Origin of the sequence: Streptomyces griseus (genome assembly GCF_001715295.1) — a bacterium.
In the GTDB taxonomy this organism is placed as follows: domain Bacteria; phylum Actinomycetota; class Actinomycetes; order Streptomycetales; family Streptomycetaceae; genus Streptomyces; species Streptomyces griseus_G.
The window spans coordinates 1300536-1320017 of sequence record NZ_MDKB01000002.1; the positions used below are offsets into that span (position 1 = coordinate 1300536).

Genomic DNA, 19482 nt, shown 5'->3' on the forward strand with positions numbered 1-19482 from the left:
TCTCCGCGCCGGGGATGTGGCCGGCCGGGCGCATCGTGGGTGAAGCGCTCCTGAGCCTGACCTTGGCGCTGCTGGCGGCGGGCGCCGGCTTCCTGGCCCACGAGGGTGTGGTGCAGTCCGTCGCCGTCGGGCTGGCGGCCGGGGTGCTGTCAGCCTTGCGCCGGGTGTTCCCCGCGTCGGTCCTGCTGGTGACCGCCCTGTGCTTCGTACCGTTCGGCGGCTTCGTGCCGCTCGTCCTCGTCGTCTCCTGGTCGGCCGGACGGCGGATCGACGGTCTCGGACGGGCCCTCGGGATCTTCGGGCTCGCCTACGCCCTGACCCTCGGCCTGACCCTCGCGACGGAGCAGCCGGGCTTCTCCCCGTCGCTCCTGCTCCTGAGCGGTCTGTTCCTCCTGGTCCCGCTGATCGTGCCGGGCCTCGCAGGCCGGTACTGGTCGCAGCGCCGGACCCTGTCCGACACGCTCCAGGAGTACAACGCCCAGCTCCTGCGCGAGCGGTCCATGATCGCCGGGCAGGCCAGGATGCTGGAACGCCAGCGCATCGCCCAGGACATGCACGACAGCCTCGGCCACCAACTCGCGTTGATCGCCGTGCACACGGGCGCACTGGAGGTCGACCGCGAACTGACCGGGCAGCAGCGCGAGGCCGTCGGCGTGCTGCGCGAGGCCTCGGTGGCCGCCATGCACGAACTGCGTGACGTGGTGGGCGTGCTGAGGGACGGCGGTGTGGACTCCGGCCCGCAGGGCACGGACGAGGGGGGTGAGGACCCCGGGACACCCTCGCGCGGGGTGGCCGGCATCGAAAGCCTGGCCGACGCGTCCCGCAGGGCCGGGACGGCCGTGGAACTGCGGCGCTCGGGCGGGGAACGCCCGCTCGCACCGGCCGCCGACCACGCCGCGTACCGCGTGGTCCAGGAGGGCCTGACCAATGCGCACAAGCACGCCCCCGGCGCGACGATCACCATCGGCCTGCGGTACGAGCCCGACTCGCTGGTCGTGGAGATCGCCAACGGCCCGGCGGCGGAGCCCGTGGACCGCGGCGGCGTGGCCAGTGGCGGCCAGGGGCTGACGGGGCTCGAGGAGCGGGCCCGGCTCGTGGGGGGCATGGTGCACGCGGGCCCCACGGCCGACGGCGGCTTCCGGCTGGCGGGCGTACTGCCGTACACCTCGGCGGAGGGTGGTCTCCGCGGCTCGTCCTCCCGCGACGCCATGACGACGTTCGTCGCTCCACCCGACGACTTTCGGGCGCAGAACCCGGCCGGCCTTTCCGGCGAGAGTGATCCCGTCATCGACCGGAACGGTCTCCCGAAGGAGTTGGCCAGAGCAGTGAGCAGGACCAAGAGGGGAAACGGAATAGCCATCGGCTGCGGAGTGGCTGCGGTGGTGGCCGTGGTCGTGGTGGTGGCCGTGGTCGTCGGGGGCGTCTTCCTCGTGCGCGAGGCGGACAAGGCCATGATCGAGCCCAAGCAGTACGACGCCGTGAAGGTGGGCCAGTCCGAGGAGGCCGTACGGAAGCAACTGCCGCGCGGGGACTCGTTCCTGAACACCGAGACCGGTGACGGCACGCCGCCCGAGCCGGACGGGGCGACCTGTCTCACCCTGATGTCCTCGGAGCTCGGAAGCAGCTGGGACAAGGACCCGGTGTTCCGGTTCTGCTTCAAGGACGGCACGCTCGTCGAGAAGAAGTCCTTCGAGACGAGCTGAGGGCGCACCCGCCGTCCGCCCGTGCGCCGGGGGCTGCCGCCCACCCCCCGGCCGGGGATCGGGGATGATGGGCCGGACCGCCCGGGGGCAGGACGGCCCAGGACTGCCGAGGACCGCTCAGGAGAGTCATGATCAGGGTTCTTGTGACGGACGACGAGCCGCTCATCCGGGCAGGGATCAGGATGATCCTCTCCTCGGCCGACGACATCGACGTCGTCGCGGAGGCGTCGAACGGCCGCGAGGCCGTCGACCTCGCCCGGGCCCAGCGGGTCGACGTCGCGCTGCTGGACATCCAGATGCCGGTCATGGACGGGCTGACGGCCCTGGCGGAGCTGCGCAGGTCCGCGCCCCAGGTGCGGGTGCTGATACTGACGACGTTCGGGGAGCGGAACAACGTGCTGCGCGCCCTGACCGAGGGCAGCGCGGGCTTCCTCCTCAAGGACTCGGCGCCCGGGGAGCTGATGCGCGCCGTACGGGCGGCGGCGGCCGGGGAGGCGTACCTGTCGCCGGGGGCCACCCGGCACGTCGTGGACTCGCTGGCCACCGGCGGGACCGCGCAACGGGCGGAGCACGCCCGCCGCCGGCTGGAGAAGCTGACGAGCCGCGAGCGGGACGTCCTGGCCCTGCTGGGCGAGGGCCTGTCCAACGCGGACGCCGGTCAGCGGATCCACATGAGCGAGGCCACGGTGAAGACGTACGTGAGCCGCATACTCGCCAAGCTGGAATGCGAGAACAGGGTGCAGGCCGCCCTGCTGGCGCGGGACGCCGGCCTCGGTGTGTGAGTGCGGGGCGCTCAGACCACCTGGATGACGTGCTTGCCCCGTACGCCGCCCGCCTCCAGGGCACGGTGGGCGGTGGCGATCTCCGCGAGCGGGTGGACGGTGTCCACCACGGGGCGGATCGCACCGCGTTCCACGTATCCGGCCAGTTCGGCGAGCAGGTCGTGCTGCGGGTTGCCGCTGAAGAACCGCACGCGTCCACGGCCATGGACCGTCGAGGCGAGCAGGTAACCGAGGCTCATGGCGATGTGGTCGAGGTCGACGGCGATCGAGACCATGCGGCCGCCGGGCGCCAGGAGCCGCCGGAAGGACCGGAGTTCGGTCCCGACGGTGTCCAGGATGACGTCGAAGCGGCCCAGGTCGGACGGCCCGGTGGTCGCGTAGCTGTGGGCCTCGTCGGCGCCCAGCTCCCGGACGAGGTCGAGGCTCCGGGTGCCCGCGAGGGCCGTGACATGAGCGCCGAGGGCTTTGCCGAGCTGGACGGCGATGCTGCCGACGCCCCCGCTGCCCCCGCGTACGAGCAGCCGTTGTCCCGCGTCGAGGCGCGCCTTGCGGAAGGCCGTGAGGGCGGTGGTGCCCACGGGAAGGGACGCGGCTTCGACGAGACCGAGGTTCTCGGGGGCGTACGAGAGGTTCCGGGGTCGGACCGCCACGAATTCGGCCGCGCTGCCGAAGGTACGGGGCAGAACGCCCCACACCCGGGCGCCGGTCCGCAGGCCGGTGATCGTGGGGTCCACCTCGGCGACTTCACCGGCGAAGTCGATCCCGGTGCGCTTCGGGAAGGTACGGCCGGTCACCAGGCGGGCGCGTCCGGCGCGCGTGTACAGCTCACCGGCGTTGACGCTCGTCGCGTGGACGCGGACCAGGACCTGTCCCCGCTGGAGTTTCGGTACCGGGACCGTGCCGACGTAGAGCACGTCGGGAGGGCCGTAGCTGTCGTGGAGAGCGGCGCGCATGGTGTTCATGTCCTCCACGGTAAGCGGGTAAACGGACGCCCCTCTCCGTTTGAGCTAAAGTGAGAAACATGCCTGCTCAGACGTCTCACAAGCCGCCACAACGCGGTCTGCGGGCCGACGCGCGGGAGAATCGGGACCGGATTCTCAGGGCGGCGCGCGAGGCGTTCGCGACGCAGGGCATCGACGTCCCGGTGGCGGCGATCGCCCGGCGGGCCGGGGTCGGGGTCGCGACGCTGTACCGGCGGTTCCCCACCCGTGACGCACTGGTGACGGAGGCCTTCGCGGAGCAGCTCGGCCACTGCGTGTCCGTGCTGGACGAGGGGCTGGCGGACCCGGACCCCTGGCGCGGGTTCTGCACCGTGGTCGAGAGGGTCTGCCTGATGCAGGCGGCGGACCGGGGCTTCACCCAGGCGTTCCTGACGGAGTTCCCCGACCAGGCCGACTTCGCGCGCGAGCGCTCCCGCGCCGAGGAAGGCCTGGCGCTCCTGATCCGGCGGGCCAAGGAAGCGGGCGCGCTGCGCCAGGACTTCGAGCCGGGCGACGTCACCCTGCTGCTGCTCGCCAACTGCGGGGTCACGAGCGGGGCCGGCGAGGAGGCGGCCACCGCGTCCCGGCGCCTCGCGGCCTATCTGCTGCACGCCTTCCGGGCCGACGCGGCGGCCCCCTTGCCGCGTCCCGCGCGGCTCGGACTGGAGCGCATCCACGCGTAGCCCCTCCCGGCGACGGCACCCAGGCCGCTCCGGGCGGGAGCACCGGCTCCCCGCACCCCTGCGGACACGGGGAGCCGGCCACGGAGGAAACCGCAGCCGGGAGCCGGTCCCGGGCCCGGGGCTCAAGTCCTGGAGTCCGAGCGCTCTTTCAGAGGAATGGGTGGAGGGCCTTTGCCCACCCACCCACCCTCACCGACGGGCTGACGCCCCGTGACCGATTTGCCACGCAGCGTGGCTGCGCTCTAGCGTGCGCCATGGCATAGAACGACCCCCGCCGGTGCGCCAACACCGGACAGGGGTCTGACCACCAAGATCGAAAGCGGCGAACTGATGGCTGTCGAGCAGCTTAGTGCCACCCCCTGCCCCCCGCACGTATCCGCATCCACCGCCGCCCACCCCATGGCCGGTCCCGGTTACGGCAAGCGCTCCGCCCCCGGCCAACGGCCGCGCACAGCGACCGACTTCGCCCACCTGGCGCCCCGCGAGGCGGCCATCGCGTCCTACATCGACCGGCTGCCCGACGGCTCGGACATCTCCGTGAAGACACTGGCCAGGACCCTCCCGTACGGGCAGTGCGCGCTGCGCACCGCGCTCAACAGGCTCCAGGCCGCCGGGCATCTGCGCCGGGGCAGCGAATGCGTCACCACCGACAGGGTCATGCTCTGGGTGACGCGGACCTTCTTCTCCCGTACCGCGCGCGACGACGCCTGGTGGGAGACCTTCGAGCGCGGGGACGTGCCCGTCGAGAGGCGCGAACGGCCCACCCGCTCCCGGGCGTTCGCCCTGCTGGCCGCACTGGGCCGTACCGCGCCCGCGCTGAGCCTGTCGGCGGCGGAGTGCGCGGGCCTGGAGCCCCACGTCGGCGAGTGGTTCGAGCGGGGCGCCACCGAGGCCGAGGTCGTGGGCGCCCTGACCACGGGGCTCCCCACGCCTGTGCACCACGCAGCCTCACTCCTCCGCAGGCGGCTGACGGACAAGATGCCACCGCACCGGCCCGCACCGGTCGAACGGCCTCCACTGATCACCCTGGAATGCGGCGAGTGCCGCGCCCCCGGCAGCTCGGAGGCCCTGCGCGGCGGGCTCTGCGGGCCGTGCCGGGGCGAGGTGGACACCCCACCCACGGGTCCGCCCGGCGCCGTCCCCACCGGCGGGGTGCGGGAGCGGATGGCCTCGGTCCGGGCGGGCCTGGTCCCGCGCCCGGACAGGACGTCCTGGTCCCGCGGCCGCGGCTGAGCCCACGCCCGCCCCACCGCCGTCCGGGGCATGCTCGGGACGTCCCGTATGCCGGCGGCGTCCGGTGGGTGGGCCCGCACGGCGTACATCCACACCAGCGGATCGTGTCCACACCAGCGGATCGTGCATTCCGCATGCGGCGAACGACCGGCGGACGGCCTCCCCGACGTACCAGGCCGCCCCCTGCGCGAACGGGTCACGCCGACGCCGTCGGACCGGCCGTCCGCCCCGGCGCCCACCGACACCCCGTCCGGGCAGACGAGCACCCCCGCCGGGAGTGACAGCCCGGCCCCGCCGCCCGCCCACCACCCGGACGGCGGCCTCGCCGACACGGGTACCGGCACGCCCGTCGGGCTGATCGCGGGCATCGCCGCCGCGCTCGCCGTCGCGGGCGGGGCCCCCACTGGTGGATGCGCCGCCGCAGGTCCGGCACCGGCTGCACCGTCAGCCGGAACGACGTCGGCCCCCCGGGACGAATCCCGGGGGGCCGACGTCGTTCAGGTACTGCGGGTCCTGCGTGGAACTGCTGATCCGGGGATCAGAAGTCCATGTCACCGCCCGGCATGCCGCCCGGAGCGGCCGCGGCGGCCTTCTCCGGCTTGTCGGCGATGACGGCCTCGGTGGTGAGGAAGAGCGCGGCGATGGACGCGGCGTTCTGCAGGGCGGAGCGCGTGACCTTCGCCGGGTCGATGATGCCCTCGGCGATCATGTCGACGTACTCGCCGGTCGCGGCGTTGAGGCCGTGACCGATCGGCAGGTTGCGCACCTTCTCGACGATGACGCCACCCTCGAGACCACCGTTGACGGCGATCTGCTTGAGCGGGGCCTCCAGCGCGAGCTTCACGGCGTTGGCGCCCGTGGCCTCGTCACCGGTCAGGTCGAGCTTCTCGAAGACGGCCGAGGCCTGGAGCAGAGCCACGCCACCACCGGCGACGATGCCCTCCTCGACGGCGGCCTTGGCGTTGCGCACCGCGTCCTCGATGCGGTGCTTGCGCTCCTTGAGCTCCACCTCGGTGGCGGCGCCGGCCTTGATGACGGCCACGCCGCCGGCCAGCTTCGCGAGGCGCTCCTGGAGCTTCTCGCGGTCGTAGTCCGAGTCGGAGTTCTCGATCTCGGCACGGATCTGCTTGACGCGACCCTGAACCTGGTCGCTCTCGCCGCCACCGTCGACGATCGTCGTCTCGTCCTTGGTGATGACGACCTTGCGGGCGGTGCCCAGCAGGTCCAGGCCGGCGTTCTCCAGCTTGAGACCGACCTCCTCGGAGATGACGGTGCCACCGGTGAGGATGGCGATGTCGCCGAGCATGGCCTTGCGGCGGTCACCGAAGCCCGGAGCCTTGACGGCCACGGACTTGAAGGTGCCACGGATCTTGTTGACGACCAGGGTCGACAGGGCCTCGCCCTCGACGTCCTCCGCGATGATCAGCAGGGGCTTGCCCGACTGCATGACCTTCTCGAGCAGCGGAAGGAGGTCCTTCACGTTGCTGATCTTGGAGTTGACGATCAGGATGTACGGGTCGTCGAACGACGTCTCCATACGCTCCATGTCGGTGGCGAAGTACGCCGAGATGTAGCCCTTGTCGAAGCGCATACCCTCGGTGAGCTCCAGCTCCAGACCGAAGGTCTGGGACTCCTCGACGGTGATGACGCCTTCCTTGCCGACCTTGTCCATAGCCTCGGCGATCTTGGCGCCGATCTCGGTGTCAGCAGCGGAGATGGAGGCGGTGGAGGCGATCTGCTCCTTGGTCTCCACGTCCTTCGCCTGCTCCAGCAGAGCGGCGGAGACGGCCTCGACGGCCTTCTCGATGCCACGCTTGAGAGCCATCGGGTTGGCACCCGCGGCGACGTTGCGCAGACCCTCGCGGACGAGAGCCTGGGCGAGAACGGTGGCGGTGGTCGTACCGTCGCCGGCGACGTCGTCCGTCTTCTTGGCGACCTCCTTGACCAGCTCCGCACCGATCTTCTCGTACGGGTCCTCGAGCTCGATCTCCTTGGCGATGGAAACACCATCGTTGGTGATCGTGGGCGCGCCCCACTTCTTCTCGAGGACGACGTTACGGCCCTTGGGGCCGAGGGTGACCTTGACGGCGTCGGCGAGCTGGTTCATCCCGCGCTCGAGACCGCGCCGTGCCTCCTCGTCGAACGCGATGATCTTGGCCATGTGAAGTGGTCCTCCCGGACTGATGGGGTCTCCCCTGCTCGAACGCAGTTGAGAGCTTGGGGAAGGATTTCTCCGGACCGAGAGGCGCCCGCGACGGACGGCCAGCGTGCCCAGTGGTTCCCTGCCCCACCGGACCTGCGGGCCTCACCGGCCCGGTCCACGTTCTGTCACTCTCACCTGGAGAGTGCTAACGCCAATGATTAGCACTCGACCCCTTCGAGTGCAAGCGCCTTCGAGGACGGCTCGCTGAGGGCGAAGGCGCGGACGACGGGTGGGAGCGGGCGTCCGCCCCGGTATCCGCACAGCCCCGAGGCGGCGTGCCGAGGCGCGCGGGGGGCGCCCGCCCGGCCCGTGACGCGCCCGAAGACGCCGCACTCCGCACGCAGGGAGGCGCCCGGCACGCCGCACGCCACGCACGGACGCACGCGGGGCCCGTCCCCCCGAGGAGGTACGGGCCCCGCGTGTGCGAGTAGTGTCAGTGTCGTCGGCCGACCGCGCCGCGCTCAGCCGACGGCGAGCTTGACCATGTCCGCCTGCGGCCCCTTCTGGCCCTGCGAGATCTCGAATTCAACTCGCTGACCCTCTTCGAGGGTGCGGTATCCGTCCATCTGGATCGCGCTGTAGTGGACGAAAACATCCGCACCACCGTCGACCGCGATGAAGCCGTACCCCTTCTCCGCGTTGAACCACTTGACGGTGCCCTGAGCCATGCCTAACTCCCCTATTACTGGCCCTTGCACAGGACCGCACTTCGCGGACCCGGGTCAAACTCACCCCCCGACAGGAGGGGGCGGCGTGCGCCGGAACGCGTCGACCGCGGCCGAATGTATCTGCCCAACTGCCCTCTGCAACAGGTCAATCGGACGAGAATTCTGGGCACACAGGAACGCCCGGACAGGGGTAACTCGCAGGATTCCAGGGCAACTCGGGCCAGACAAAGGCCACTTATGACGCAAGAAGCGCACGCACTTTGGCTGCTTCTGGTCGCGACCGGGCGCATTCTCATATGCGCATGGCATGGGCGGCTGCGGGGACTTCCCCAACTGTACCGCGCTCAACCATGCAGAATGACCCCCTCCGCTTCTCTCGCGGAGGGGGTCGTCATGGTCACATCGCGCAGCCGGCACGGACGTCCGGTGCCCGCCTCAGCCGCCGGCGACGGCCGGGATGATCGAGACGCCGGCACCGTCCGGCGTGGCCGCGTCCAGACCGCCCTCGAAGCGCACGTCGTCATCGTTGACGTACACGTTGACGAAGCGGCGCAGCTTGCCCTGGTCGTCCAGGACGCGGGCACCGATGCCCGGGTGGTTCCGCTCCAGGGACGCGATGACCTCGGAGAGGGTCGCACCCTCGGCCGGGACCTCGGACTGACCGCCCGTGTAGGTGCGGAGGATGGTGGGGATACGGACCTTGACGCTCATGTGGGTGCCTTCCTCGGGTCTCGGGTGGTCAGTTGGCGGCAGCGAGGCCCGCGTCGCGGAACGCGTCCAGGCTGGGCCGGATCGTGGCCGACAGGCCGGTCGTCGGGGCGACCGCGTCGAGCGTCTTCAGGCCGTCGCCGGTGTTCAGGACGACGGTGGTCAGGGACGGGTCGAGCAGACCGGCCTCGATCAGCTTCTTCGTCACGCCGACCGTCACCCCGCCCGCGGTCTCCGCGAAGATCCCCTCGGTGCGGGCCAGCAGCTTGATCGCGTCGACGACCTGCTCGTCGTTCACGTCCTCCACGGCACCGCCGGTGCGGCGGGCGATGTCCAGGACGTACGGGCCGTCGGCCGGATTGCCGATCGCCAGGGACTTGGCGATGGTGTTCGGCTTCTGCGGGCGGACCACGTCGTGGCCGGCCTTGAAGGCGGTGGAGACCGGGGAGCAGCCCTCGGCCTGGGCGCCGAAGATCTTGTACGGCTTGTCCTCGACGAGACCGAGCTTGATCAGCTCCTGGAGACCCTTGTCGATCTTCGTGAGCTGCGAGCCGGAAGCGATGGGGATGACGAGCTGGTCGGGCAGCCGCCAGCCCAGCTGCTCGCAGATCTCGTACGCCAGGGTCTTGGAGCCCTCGCCGTAGTACGGCCGCAGGTTGACGTTGACGAAGCCCCAGCCCTCGCCGAGCGGGTCGCCGATGAGCTCCGAGCAGAAGCGGTTGACGTCGTCGTAGTTGCCGTCGATGCCGACCAGCTCACCGCCGTACACCGCGGCCATGACGACCTTGCCCTGCTCCAGGTCGTGCGGGATGAACACGCAGGACCGGAAGCCGGCACGCGCCGCGGCGGCGCCCACCGCGCCGGCGAGGTTGCCCGTGGAGGAGCAGGAGAGCGTGGTGAACCCGAAGGCGCGGGCGGCCTCGACGGCGATGGCCACGACACGGTCCTTGAAGGAGTGCGTCGGGTTGCCGGAGTCGTCCTTCACGTACAGTCCGCCGGTCACGCCCAGCTCGCGGGCGAGGTTGTCGGCCTTCACCAGCTTCGTGAAGCCGGGGTTGATGTTGGGCTTGTCCGCGACGTCGGAGGGGACCGGCAGCAGCGGCGCGTACCGCCAGATGTTGTCCGGGCCCTCGGCGATGCGCTTCTTCAGCTCTTCGGGGGAGCCGCTCGGCAGGTCGTACGCCACTTCGAGCGGCCCGAAACAGGCCGCGCAGGCGAAGATGGGGCCGAGCTCGAAACGCTCGCCGCATTCGCGACAGGAAAGCGCGGCGGCGGGACCGAGGTCCACGGCGGAAGAATGGGTGTCGGCTGCAACTGTCTGCACGGCCATGATGGCGGAGGCCCTTTCTCCTCATCTTCCTTGCGACGTATTTCGCCACAAGACGGAATTGGCACCTTCCCCACCGTGACCTCGCGGTCGGCAGGAGGGTTGCCGGGACTTCGACGGGCCGTTCCCTCAGTCCCTCTGGATGAGCGCTGTGGCACCGGGTCGTGAACCCGGGCATTTGTTCGCGGACCTACCCCGACGTGCAAGGCTCATCCGCGTTGCTCAGACTGTAACCGACACGTCGGACGGTCGAACCAGTCGTCCGTACCGCGAGATGGATCACACCCAGGGAGAGACGACCGTGCCGGAAGAGATGGAACGCTGGTTGAGCAGGCGTTCCTGGTCAGCCGCCGATCGCCCGCTGGACCGGCTCGTGGCCGCCAGGACACAGGATCCGCACCGTACGACCGTCAGTGTCGTGCTGCCCGCGCTGAACGAGGAGGCGACGGTCGGAACGATCGTCGAGACGATCCGGCGCGAGCTCATGGAACGCGTCGCGCTGGTCGACGAACTCGTGGTGATCGACTCCGGCTCCACCGACCGCACCGCCGCCGTGGCCCGGGAGGCGGGCGCCCGGGTCGTGCACCGCGACGAGATACTGCCGCGCATACCCGCCGTCCCCGGCAAGGGGGAGGTGCTCTGGCGGTCACTCCTGGTGACCGAAGGTGAGATCGTCTGCTTCGTCGACGCCGATCTCAGGGAGTTCTCGCCGGACTTCGTCTCCGGCACCGTAGGCCCCCTCCTCACCGATCCCGGCGTGCACTTCGTCAAGGCGATGTACGACCGTCCGCTCAACGGAACCGCAGGTCAGGGCGGCCGGGTGACCGAGCTCATGGCCCGCCCCCTGCTCAACCTCCACTGGCCCCAGCTGGCCGGCTTCGTCCAGCCCCTGGGCGGCGAGTACGCGGTCCGCCGCTCCCTGCTGGAACAGCTGCCCTTCCCCGTCGGCTACGGGGTGGAGCTGGGCCTGCTCATCGACGCCCTGAACACGGTGGGGCTCGACGCCCTCGCCCAGGTCGACGTGGGCGAACGCAGGCACCGCCACCAGGACGGCCACGCGTTGGGCAGGATGGCGGCCACGATCTACCGCACGGCGCAGCTGCGGCTCGGCCGGGGCACCATCGTCCGGCCCGAGATCACCCAGTTCGAACGGGGCGAGGACGGATTCGTCCCGCGCACGTATCCCGTCGACACGGAGGAACGGCCGCCGATGCTCGGGATCACGGAGTACGCGGCCCGCCGCGCGGCCTGATTCCTCACGTTTATCACCTCCCCGATCGGGCTAGGTTCCGCACATGGTCTCCGAGCACGCAGCACAGGTCCTCGTCGCTTCCAACCGCGGCCCGGTGTCGTACTCGCTGCGCGACGACGGCTCCCTCGACTCCAAGCGCGGCGGGGGCGGCCTCGTCTCCGGGCTCAGTGCCGTCGAGGACAAGCTCTGGGTGTGCGCGGCCCTCAGCGACGGCGACCGCGAGGCGGTCCGGCGAGGACGGTCCGAGCCCGGCGTCCGCATGCTCGACATCGACGCCGAAGTCCATGCCGACGCGTACAACGGCATCGCGAACTCCGTGCTCTGGTTCGTGCACCACATGCTCTACCAGACCCCCGTCGAGCCGGTGTTCGACGCCGAGTTCCGTCGCCGGTGGGCGTCCTACGAGGCGTACAACCGGGCCTTCGCCGAGGCACTCGCCGAGGAGGCGGGCGAGGGCGCCGCCGTGCTGGTGCAGGACTACCACCTCTCGCTGGTGCCCGGCATGCTCCGCGAACTCCGTCCCGACCTGCGGATCGGGCACTTCACGCACACCCCGTGGGCGCCCGTGGACTACTTCCGGCTGCTGCCGGACGACATCGGGGAACAGCTGCTGCGCGGCATCCTGGGCGCCGACCGGGCCGCGTTCCTGACCCGCCGCTGGGCGGACGCGTTCATCGGCTGCTGCACGGAGATCCTCGGCGGGACCGGGCGCACCCGCATCGGGGCCCACGGGCTCGGCGCCGACGCGGAGTTCCTGCGCCGCCGCTCCCACGAGGCCGACGTGGACGCCTGGATGGAGACCCTGCGGGAACAGATCGGCGAGGGCCGTCGGACGATCGTGCGCGTGGACCGCACCGAACTGTCCAAGAACATCGTGCGCGGACTGCACGCCTTCCGGGCCCTGCTGGAGGAGCATCCGGAATGGCGCGAACGCGTGGTGCACGTGGCGTTCGCCTATCCGTCCCGGCAGGACCTCGCGGTGTACCGCGACTACACGGCCGAGGTCGAGCGGGTCGCCCACACCATCAACGCCGAGTACGGCACGGACGGCTGGACCCCGGTCCTGCTCCGCCTCGACGACGACTTCGCGCGCTCGCTGGCGGCCTACCGGCTGGCGGACGTGGCCCTCGTCAACCCCATCCGCGACGGCATGAACCTCGTCGCCAAGGAGGTGCCCGTCGTCTCCGACGACGGCTGCGCGCTGGTGCTCTCGCGGGAGGCCGGGGCCTACGAGGAACTCGGCGAGGACGCGGTCGTGGTCAACCCCTACGACGTCTCCGCCACGGCGGCGGCGCTGCACGAGGCGCTGACGATGGACGACGACGAGCGGGCGGCGCGCACCAAGCGGCTGGCCGCCGCGTCGACTTCGCTGCCGCCGCAGCAGTGGTTCCTCGACCAGCTGGACGCCCTCCGCACGGAGTAGCCCCCCGCCGCCTCCGCCTCCCTCTCCGTCCCCCGCCCCACGACGAGCGGGCGCGGTGTCACGCGCCGATGTGCCGGGCCAGTGAGGCGAGGTACTCGACGACCGCGGCGGGGCCGGGCAGCACCAGGTCGGCACGCTCGGCGAGTTCGGGGACCTCACTGCCGCTGCAGATCAGCAGGCCCTTGACGCCGGACGTCCGGAGCGTCTCGACGGCGGCGTACGCGGCGAGGTCACCGAGGTCGTCCCCCGCGTAGAGGACGGACCCGGCGCCCGTCTCCCGTACGTACTCCGCCAGCGCGACGCCCTTGTCCATGCCCGGGGGGCGCAACTCCAGTACCAGGCGGCCCGGTTCGACGATCAGGCCGTGCCGGGCGGCGAGGGCGGCCAACGGGCCGCGCAGGGCCTCGAAGGCGGCTCGCGGGTCGGTGGCGCGGCGGGTGTGCACGGCGAGCGCGTGACCCTTGTCCTCGACCCGGACGCCGTCCTCGTCCCCGGTCTCCGCCCCGGCCGCGCGCAGCACACCGGGGAGCTCCTCGCGGACGCCGGCGACGCCGGGGTCCGGCGCGGGGGCGTTCACGGTGCCGGTGACGGCGTCCCAGCGCTCGGCCCCGTAGTGCCCGAGGACGACGAGGTGGTCGAGGCCGGGCACGTCGGCGAAGCCCCCGTAGCGGACCGCGGTGCCGGCCGGCCGGCCGGTGATCACGGCGACCGAGCCGACCTTCGGTGCGAGCGCCGAGAGCGCCGGTACGGCGCCGGGGTGGGCGCGGGACTGCTCCGGGTCCGGGACGATCTCGGCGAGCGTGCCGTCGAAATCGAGCGCGACGACCGCGTGCTCGGGGCGGGCCAGCAACGCGGCGAGGCCTTCTCGGCCGGCCTGGGTGGTGGGGGTCGGGAGGGGGTGATCCGGAGTGCCCATGGTCCGAGCGTATCGGGAGGCCGGTCGGTCCTGACGGGGGCCCGCCCGAGGGCGGGCCCGTGCGGGTGGACGGGCCCGGAGCGGACGGGCCCGGAGCGGAGGGGCCCGGTGGGACTGACCTGGCGGGGGCAAGCCCTGTGGGAACGGACCTGACGGGGACGGACCCGGTGGGAACGGGCCTCGCGGGGACGACCCGGAGGGGACGGGGCCGGTGGACACGGGACCGCGGAGGACTCACGGCGGGGGCGGGCCTCGCGGCGACGACCCGGTGGACACGGGACCGCGGGGGGACTCACGGCGGGACCGACAGGGGCGGGCCTCGCGGGGACGGACCCGGAGGGAACGGGCCTCACGGCAGGGACTCAGTGGGGACGGTCCCGTGAGGGGAACGGACCCGATGGGAACAAGCCCTCGCGGGGACGGACCCGGAGAGAACGGGACCCGTGGACACGGGACCGCGGGAGACCCACGGCGGGACCGGCGGGGCGGACCTCGCGGCGACGGACCCGGAGGGAACGGGCCTCACGGCAGGGACCCGGTGGGAAGGACCCCGCGCCTCGAACGCCGGCGGGGCGGAGAGCGTCCCCGTACCGGCGGGCCGTGGGTGTCCCTCCCCAGCAGGCACGCGGGGCGTGCACCCGCCCCGCACGGGGCGGGCCGTCTCAGCGGCGGTTGCGGCGGGCTTCCCGGACCCGGCGGAGGCGGTTGACCGTCACCGGGTCCTCCGCCAGGGCGCGGCGGTCGTCCAGGAGCGCGTTGAGGAGCTGGTAGTAGCGCACCGGCGAGATGCCGAGCTGCTCCCGGATCGCCCTTTCCTTCGCGCCGGGGCCCGGCCAGGAGCGCCGCTCGACGGCGAGGACCGCGCGTTCCTGGTCGGACAGCGGGGCAGCGGGGTCGGCGGTCATATCAACCAACCTACTCCGCGCTCTCCGCCTCCCGCGCCCTGGTCGCGATGGAGTTCAGCACGCTCTCCGGGGTGCCGTTCGGCTCGACCGCGGAGCCGATGTCCCCCTTGATCGCCTCGCTGACCTGCGCCCAGGAGGTCTTGCCGAACGGGTACAGCTGGGAGTTCGGCAGTGCCTGCAGGAACTCGTGCAGCGCCTTGTGCTTGTCGTCGGCCTCCATCGCCGCGGAGGCGCTGCCGGTCACGGGCAGCAGGTCGTACCGGTCGGCGAAGGCCAGCACGTTCTCGTCGTCGTAGGCGAAGTCCAGGAACTTGCCTATCTCCACGCGGTGGCCGTTCTGCTTGAAGCCCATCATCCAGTCGGCGACGCCCATCGAGCCCTCGGTCGGCCCCTCCGGTCCGGGGAGGGGGACCATGCCCACCTCGACACCCTTCTTCTCGGCGTCCTGCATGAGCGTCGGGTGGCCGTTGAGCATGCCCACCTCACCGTCGGTGAACGCCTCGAACGCCTTCGCCCGGTCGAGCTCGCCGGGTGCGACGGGCCCGGTGAGACCCTTCCCGACGAGGTCGTCCCGCAGCCACTCCAAGGTCTCTATGTTGGCCGGGGAGTTGATGTCGTAGTTGCCGACCTCGTCCGTGTAACCGCCACCGCCGCTGAGCAGCCACATCAGGGTCTCGGCCTGGGACTCCTCCTGGCCGAGCGGCAGGGCGAAGGGGTACGTCACTCCGCGCGCCTTGAGCACGGAGGCGTCGCTGCGGATGTCGTCCCAGGTCTGCGGGGCGTCGATCCCCGCCTTCGAGAAGAGGCCCTTGTTGTAGAAGAGGAGCCGGGTGCTGGCGACGAACGGCAGCCCGTACACGGTGCCCTCGACCTTGCCCGCGTCGCTGAGCGAGGGAAGGAAGTTGGACGCGGTGCGGATGGCGAGCATCTCGTCGGCGGAGTAGAGCTTGCCGGCCTTGGCGTAGTCCGCGTAGGCGCCGATCTGGGCGATGTCGGGGGCCTGGCCCGCCTTCACCATCTCCGCGACCTTCCGGTCGACGTCCTTCCAGGAGTAGACGTGGACGTCCACGTCGATCCCCGGGTTGTCCGCCTCGAACTTCTGGGCGAGGCCGTTCCAGTACTTCTCGGAGCTGTTCTCCGCGCCGGTGCCGTAATCGGCCGCGACGAGCTTCAGCGTCACGTCACCCGAACCGCTCTCGGACCCGCACCCCGACAACGTCGCCGTCATGCCGAGTGCGGCCACCACCGCGGTCAGACCTACAAAGCGCCGCTGCACAGCCCTGCCACCCCTACGTTCGTCCCGCGCCGATCACCGCCGTGCGGTGACCCGTGATCCTGTCCGATGACCGACCCGGAGGTCTACACCACCGTGGTACCGATTCCGCAATCTAGCAGGGGCGTTTTGTATGGGTGCTCAACAAACCAGGCTAGTGGACTAGACCTTTTAGGGGTCGTCGGGCGAAACTGTCTCCCGTGAGACACGTCATCGCCCTCGATGTGGGCGGCACAGGAATGAAGGCCGCACTGGTCGGGGAAGACGGCACCCTGCTCCACGAGGCACGCCGGGCCACCGCCAGGGAACGCGGTGCCGAGGCCGTCGTGGACACCATCCTCGGCTTCGTCGCGGACCTGTACGCGTACGGCGGTGACCACCTCGGCGAAGGGGCCGTCGCCGCCGGGGTCGCCGTACCCGGCATCGTCGACGCGGAACGAGGCGTCGCCGTCTACGCCGCCAACCTCGGCTGGCGCGACGTACCACTGCGGAAGCTGATCGGCGAGCGGCTCGGCGGCATACCCGTCGCACTCGGCCACGACGTCAGGACCGGCGGACTGGCCGAAGGCCGGATCGGCGCGGGCAGGGGCGCCGACCGCTTCCTGTTCGTGCCGCTGGGCACCGGGATCGCCGGGGCCATCGGCATCCGCGGCACCATCGAGGCGGGAGCCCACGGGTACGCGGGCGAGATCGGCCACGTCGTCGTCCGGCCGGACGGCCCCGACTGCGGCTGCGGCCAGCGCGGCTGCCTGGAGACGCTCGCCTCCGCGTCCGCGGTCTCCCGCGCCTGGGCCGCCGCGTCCGGCGACCCGGAGGCCGACGCCGCAGACTGCGCGAAGGCCGTGGCGTCGGGTGACCCCGCGGCCCGGCGCGTCTGGCAGAACGCCGTCGACGCGCTCGCCGCCGGGCTGGTCACGGCCCTCACCCTGCTGGACCCCGGCACGCTCATCATCGGTGGCGGTCTCGCCGAGGCCGGGGAAACCTTGTTCACACCACTGCGTGCGGCCGTCGAGGAACGGGTCACGTTCCAGAAACTGCCTCACATCGTCCCGGCGGCCCTCGGGGACACCGCCGGATGCCTGGGCGCAGGGCTGCTCGCCTGGGATCTTCTCTCCACGGAGGTATCCGCCTGATGGCCGGACGCGCAGACAGCACAGTTCTCGCAGGGGCCCGGGTGGTACTGCCCACCGGGACCGTGGAGAACGGCCGGGTGATCGTCGAGGGCACCCGGATCGCCGGCAGTACGCCGGAGGGCGCCCGGACCGTCGACCTCACGGGCCACTGGGTGGTCCCCGGCTTCGTGGACATGCACAACCACGGCGGCGGCGGCGCGTCCTTCGCCACGGGCACCGCCGAGGACGTCCTGACCGGCGTCCGCGCCCACCGCGCGCACGGCACCACGACCGTCGTCGCCTCCACCGTCACCGGCGACATGGACTTCCTCGCCCGGCAGGCCGGCCTGCTCTCGGAACTGGTGGAGCAGGGCGAGCTCGCCGGGGTCCACTTCGAGGGCCCCTTCATCGCACCGTGCCGCAAGGGCGCGCACAGCGAGGCACTCCTCCGCCACCCCGACCCCTCCGAGGTCCGCAAGCTGCTCGACGCGGCACGCGGCACCGCGAAGATGGTCACCCTCGCCACCGAACTGCCGGGCGGCATCGAGTCCGTGCGGCTGCTCGGCGAACACGGGGTGATCGCCGCCGTCGGGCACACCGACGCCACGTACGAACAGACCGTCGAGGCCATCGAGGCGGGCGCGACCGTCGCCACGCACCTCTACAACGCGATGCCCGCGCTCGGCCACCGCGCACCGGGCCCGATCGCCGCCCTCCTGGAGGACGAGCGGGTCACCGTCGAGCTGATCAACGACGGCACGCACCTGCACCCCGCCTCCCTGGAACTGGCCTACCACCACGCGGGCGCCGACCGGGTCGCCCTGATCACGGACGCCATGGACGCGGCCGGTGCCGGCGACGGCCACTACGAACTCGGCCCGCTCGCCGTCGAGGTCAGGGACGGCGTCGCACGCCTGGTGGAAGGCGGCTCGATCGCGGGATCCACCCTGACCCTGGACACCGCGTTCCGCCGGTCCGTGACGCTCGACGGGATCTCCGTCGACGACGTCGTACGGTCCATCTCCGCCACCCCGGCACGCCTGCTCGGCCTGTACGACAGGGTCGGCTCCCTCGACCCGGGCAAGGACGCCGACCTGGTCGTCCTGGACGCGGACTTCACGGTGAAGGGCGTCATGCGCCGCGGGGAGTGGATCATCGAGCCGCAGCCCGGCCGGTGACCGTGACGCCGGTGACGGCGGACTGAACACGTAACGAAGAGACGGCGGTTGTCCGGCAGGCCTGGGACGGCCGCCGCCTCTTTGGCATGATCATCGGGAGGCGCCGCGAGGAGACGGCGCGCAGGGAGCGACCGAGGAACCGGGGGCCGGTGCAGGTGATACTGACCGTCACGCTGAACGCCGCACTCGACCTGACGTACACCGTCCCCGCCCTGGTCCCGCAGACCAGCCACCGGGTCGAGGACACCTGCGAACGCCCCGGCGGCAAGGGCCTCAACGTCGCCCGCGTACTGACCGCACTGGGCCACGACACCGTGGTCACCGGCTTCGCGGGCGGCGCCACCGGAGCCGTCCTGCGCGGGCTGCTCGGCACGCTCCCCCACGGCCCCGCCGGCGCCCGCCTCACCGACGCCCTCGTCCCCGTCGCCGGGAACACCCGCCGCACCCTGGCCGTCGTCGACCGGTCCACCGGCGACACCACCCAGCTCAACGAACCCGGCCCGCACATCGACGCCGGCGAATGGGCCGCCTTCCTCGGCAGGTACGCCGAACTCCTCACCGGCGCCCACGCGGTCGCCCTCTGCGGCAGTCTCCCGCCCGGCATCCACGTCGGCGCCTACGCGGAACTCGTCCGGCTCGCCCGCTCCGCCGGGACACCCGTCCTCCTGGACACCAGCGGCGAACCGCTGCGCCGCGGCATCGCCGCCCGCCCCGACCTCGTCAAGCCGAACGCCGACGAGCTCGCCCAGCTCACCGGGGCACGCGAGCCGCTGCGCGCCACCCGCGACGCCCGCCGCAGAGGCGCGCACAGCGTCGTCGCCTCGCTGGGCGCGGAAGGCCTGCTCGCCGTCACCGCCGACGGCGTCTGGCGGGCCGCGCCGCCGTCCGCGGTCCGGGGCAATCCGACGGGCGCGGGCGACTCCGCGGTGGCCGGACTGCTGTCGGCCCTCGCCGAGGGGCTGGACTGGCCGGACCGGCTGGCGCGGGCGGTGGCCCTCTCCACCGCGACCGTACTGGCGCCCGCGGCAGGCGAGTTCGACCGCGGGGCGTACGAGCAGCTGCTGCCGCGCGTCACCGTCGCAGCCCACGCACCCGCTGCCTGAACCGGCACCCCCGACACCTCGGCCCGGCCGGCC

The 19482-nt window shown here is 71.8% G+C and carries 17 protein-coding genes and 1 riboswitch; of the genes, 9 read left to right on the plus strand and 8 right to left on the minus strand.

Annotation, left to right across the window (positions count from 1 at the left end):
* Positions 1 to 14: 14 nt before the first annotated feature.
* Entirely contained in the window at positions 15 to 1703 is a 1689-nt protein-coding gene (locus BA175_RS12395) for a sensor histidine kinase (protein WP_069172074.1), read from the plus strand.
* 128 nt (positions 1704 to 1831) lie between these two features.
* Positions 1832 to 2485, plus strand: a complete 654-nt coding sequence (locus BA175_RS12400; RefSeq protein ID WP_069171348.1) for a response regulator transcription factor — start codon at positions 1832 to 1834, stop codon at positions 2483 to 2485.
* Between the two features lie 11 nt (positions 2486 to 2496).
* Here BA175_RS12400 and BA175_RS12405 read toward each other — a convergent pair whose 3' ends face one another.
* Complete coding sequence (locus tag BA175_RS12405; RefSeq protein WP_069172075.1) at positions 2497 to 3447, minus strand: NAD(P)-dependent alcohol dehydrogenase; 951 nt, start codon at positions 3445 to 3447, stop codon at positions 2497 to 2499.
* Between the two features lie 59 nt (positions 3448 to 3506).
* Here BA175_RS12405 and BA175_RS12410 point away from each other — a divergent pair, with 59 nt between their 5' ends.
* The gene (locus tag BA175_RS12410; protein ID WP_069171349.1) at positions 3507 to 4148 is read left to right on the plus strand and encodes a TetR/AcrR family transcriptional regulator; all 642 of its coding nucleotides are present in this window, start codon (positions 3507 to 3509) and stop codon (positions 4146 to 4148) included.
* A 330-nt stretch (positions 4149 to 4478) separates the two neighbouring features.
* On the plus strand, positions 4479 to 5381 hold the full coding sequence (locus tag BA175_RS12415; RefSeq protein WP_069171350.1) for a hypothetical protein: 903 nt from the start codon (positions 4479 to 4481) through the stop codon (positions 5379 to 5381).
* A 538-nt stretch (positions 5382 to 5919) separates the two neighbouring features.
* Here the strand turns inward: BA175_RS12415 and groL are convergent.
* The 4 genes from groL to thrC form a co-directional block, all read right to left on the minus strand.
* The gene (gene groL / locus BA175_RS12420; protein ID WP_069171351.1) at positions 5920 to 7542 is read right to left on the minus strand and encodes a chaperonin GroEL; all 1623 of its coding nucleotides are present in this window, start codon (positions 7540 to 7542) and stop codon (positions 5920 to 5922) included.
* Positions 7543 to 8045: 503 nt separating this feature from the next.
* On the minus strand, positions 8046 to 8252 hold the full coding sequence (locus BA175_RS12425; RefSeq protein WP_003967346.1) for a cold-shock protein: 207 nt from the start codon (positions 8250 to 8252) through the stop codon (positions 8046 to 8048).
* Between the two features lie 435 nt (positions 8253 to 8687).
* Positions 8688 to 8963: a MoaD/ThiS family protein gene (locus tag BA175_RS12430; protein WP_069171352.1), complete on the minus strand. Its 276-nt coding sequence runs from the start codon at positions 8961 to 8963 to the stop codon at positions 8688 to 8690.
* Positions 8964 to 8991: 28 nt separating this feature from the next.
* The gene (thrC, locus tag BA175_RS12435; protein WP_069171353.1) at positions 8992 to 10290 is read right to left on the minus strand and encodes a threonine synthase; all 1299 of its coding nucleotides are present in this window, start codon (positions 10288 to 10290) and stop codon (positions 8992 to 8994) included.
* An 18-nt stretch (positions 10291 to 10308) separates the two neighbouring features.
* Positions 10309 to 10436, minus strand: a riboswitch (SAM riboswitch).
* 152 nt (positions 10437 to 10588) lie between these two features.
* Here thrC and BA175_RS12440 point away from each other — a divergent pair.
* Both BA175_RS12440 and BA175_RS12445 read left to right on the plus strand, forming a co-directional pair.
* Positions 10589 to 11539: a glucosyl-3-phosphoglycerate synthase gene (locus BA175_RS12440; RefSeq protein ID WP_069172076.1), complete on the plus strand. Its 951-nt coding sequence runs from the start codon at positions 10589 to 10591 to the stop codon at positions 11537 to 11539.
* 43 nt (positions 11540 to 11582) lie between these two features.
* Positions 11583 to 12962, plus strand: a complete 1380-nt coding sequence (locus BA175_RS12445; protein ID WP_069171354.1) for an alpha,alpha-trehalose-phosphate synthase (UDP-forming) — start codon at positions 11583 to 11585, stop codon at positions 12960 to 12962.
* Positions 12963 to 13020: 58 nt separating this feature from the next.
* Here the strand turns inward: BA175_RS12445 and otsB are convergent, their stop codons facing one another.
* From otsB to BA175_RS12460, 3 genes are all read right to left on the minus strand, one after another.
* Positions 13021 to 13878 (minus strand): trehalose-phosphatase, encoded by an 858-nt coding sequence (otsB, locus tag BA175_RS12450; protein WP_069171355.1) that lies wholly within the window; start codon positions 13876 to 13878, stop codon positions 13021 to 13023.
* Between the two features lie 662 nt (positions 13879 to 14540).
* A complete protein-coding gene (locus BA175_RS12455; RefSeq protein WP_069171356.1) occupies positions 14541 to 14783 on the minus strand; it encodes a DUF3263 domain-containing protein in 243 nt (80 codons plus the stop codon).
* A gap of 10 nt (positions 14784 to 14793) precedes the next feature.
* Positions 14794 to 16011 (minus strand): extracellular solute-binding protein, encoded by a 1218-nt coding sequence (locus BA175_RS12460; protein ID WP_069172077.1) that lies wholly within the window; start codon positions 16009 to 16011, stop codon positions 14794 to 14796.
* A 245-nt stretch (positions 16012 to 16256) separates the two neighbouring features.
* On the opposite strand from BA175_RS12460, the gene BA175_RS12465 reads away from it, so the two are divergent.
* The 3 genes from BA175_RS12465 (at position 16257) to BA175_RS12475 (ending at position 19449) form a co-directional block, all read left to right on the plus strand.
* Positions 16257 to 17189, plus strand: a complete 933-nt coding sequence (locus BA175_RS12465; RefSeq protein ID WP_069171357.1) for an ROK family protein — start codon at positions 16257 to 16259, stop codon at positions 17187 to 17189.
* On the plus strand, positions 17189 to 18346 hold the full coding sequence (gene nagA / locus BA175_RS12470) for an N-acetylglucosamine-6-phosphate deacetylase (protein WP_069171358.1): 1158 nt from the start codon (positions 17189 to 17191) through the stop codon (positions 18344 to 18346). The genes BA175_RS12465 and nagA overlap by 1 nt, the downstream gene beginning before the upstream one ends.
* A gap of 155 nt (positions 18347 to 18501) precedes the next feature.
* On the plus strand, positions 18502 to 19449 hold the full coding sequence (locus BA175_RS12475) for a 1-phosphofructokinase family hexose kinase (protein WP_069172078.1): 948 nt from the start codon (positions 18502 to 18504) through the stop codon (positions 19447 to 19449).
* Positions 19450 to 19482 lie beyond the last annotated feature (33 nt).

What these genes read in the sequence shown, in the direction of transcription:
- BA175_RS12460 (WP_069172077.1), bottom strand. Translation starts at nt 16,011, where the DNA reads ATGACGGCGACGTTGTCGGGGTGCGGGTCCGAGAGCGGTTCGGGTGAC.
- BA175_RS12410 (WP_069171349.1), top strand. Translation starts at nt 3,507, where the DNA reads ATGCCTGCTCAGACGTCTCACAAGCCGCCACAACGCGGTCTGCGGGCC.
- BA175_RS12425 (WP_003967346.1), bottom strand. Translation starts at nt 8,252, where the DNA reads ATGGCTCAGGGCACCGTCAAGTGGTTCAACGCGGAGAAGGGGTACGGC.
- BA175_RS12405 (WP_069172075.1), bottom strand. Translation starts at nt 3,447, where the DNA reads ATGAACACCATGCGCGCCGCTCTCCACGACAGCTACGGCCCTCCCGAC.
- BA175_RS12445 (WP_069171354.1), top strand. Translation starts at nt 11,583, where the DNA reads ATGGTCTCCGAGCACGCAGCACAGGTCCTCGTCGCTTCCAACCGCGGC.
- nagA (WP_069171358.1), top strand. Translation starts at nt 17,189, where the DNA reads ATGGCCGGACGCGCAGACAGCACAGTTCTCGCAGGGGCCCGGGTGGTA.
- groL (WP_069171351.1), bottom strand. Translation starts at nt 7,542, where the DNA reads ATGGCCAAGATCATCGCGTTCGACGAGGAGGCACGGCGCGGTCTCGAG.
- BA175_RS12430 (WP_069171352.1), bottom strand. Translation starts at nt 8,963, where the DNA reads ATGAGCGTCAAGGTCCGTATCCCCACCATCCTCCGCACCTACACGGGC.
- BA175_RS12415 (WP_069171350.1), top strand. Translation starts at nt 4,479, where the DNA reads ATGGCTGTCGAGCAGCTTAGTGCCACCCCCTGCCCCCCGCACGTATCC.
- otsB (WP_069171355.1), bottom strand. Translation starts at nt 13,878, where the DNA reads ATGGGCACTCCGGATCACCCCCTCCCGACCCCCACCACCCAGGCCGGC.
- BA175_RS12455 (WP_069171356.1), bottom strand. Translation starts at nt 14,783, where the DNA reads ATGACCGCCGACCCCGCTGCCCCGCTGTCCGACCAGGAACGCGCGGTC.
- BA175_RS12395 (WP_069172074.1), top strand. Translation starts at nt 15, where the DNA reads ATGTGGCCGGCCGGGCGCATCGTGGGTGAAGCGCTCCTGAGCCTGACC.
- BA175_RS12400 (WP_069171348.1), top strand. Translation starts at nt 1,832, where the DNA reads ATGATCAGGGTTCTTGTGACGGACGACGAGCCGCTCATCCGGGCAGGG.
- thrC (WP_069171353.1), bottom strand. Translation starts at nt 10,290, where the DNA reads ATGGCCGTGCAGACAGTTGCAGCCGACACCCATTCTTCCGCCGTGGAC.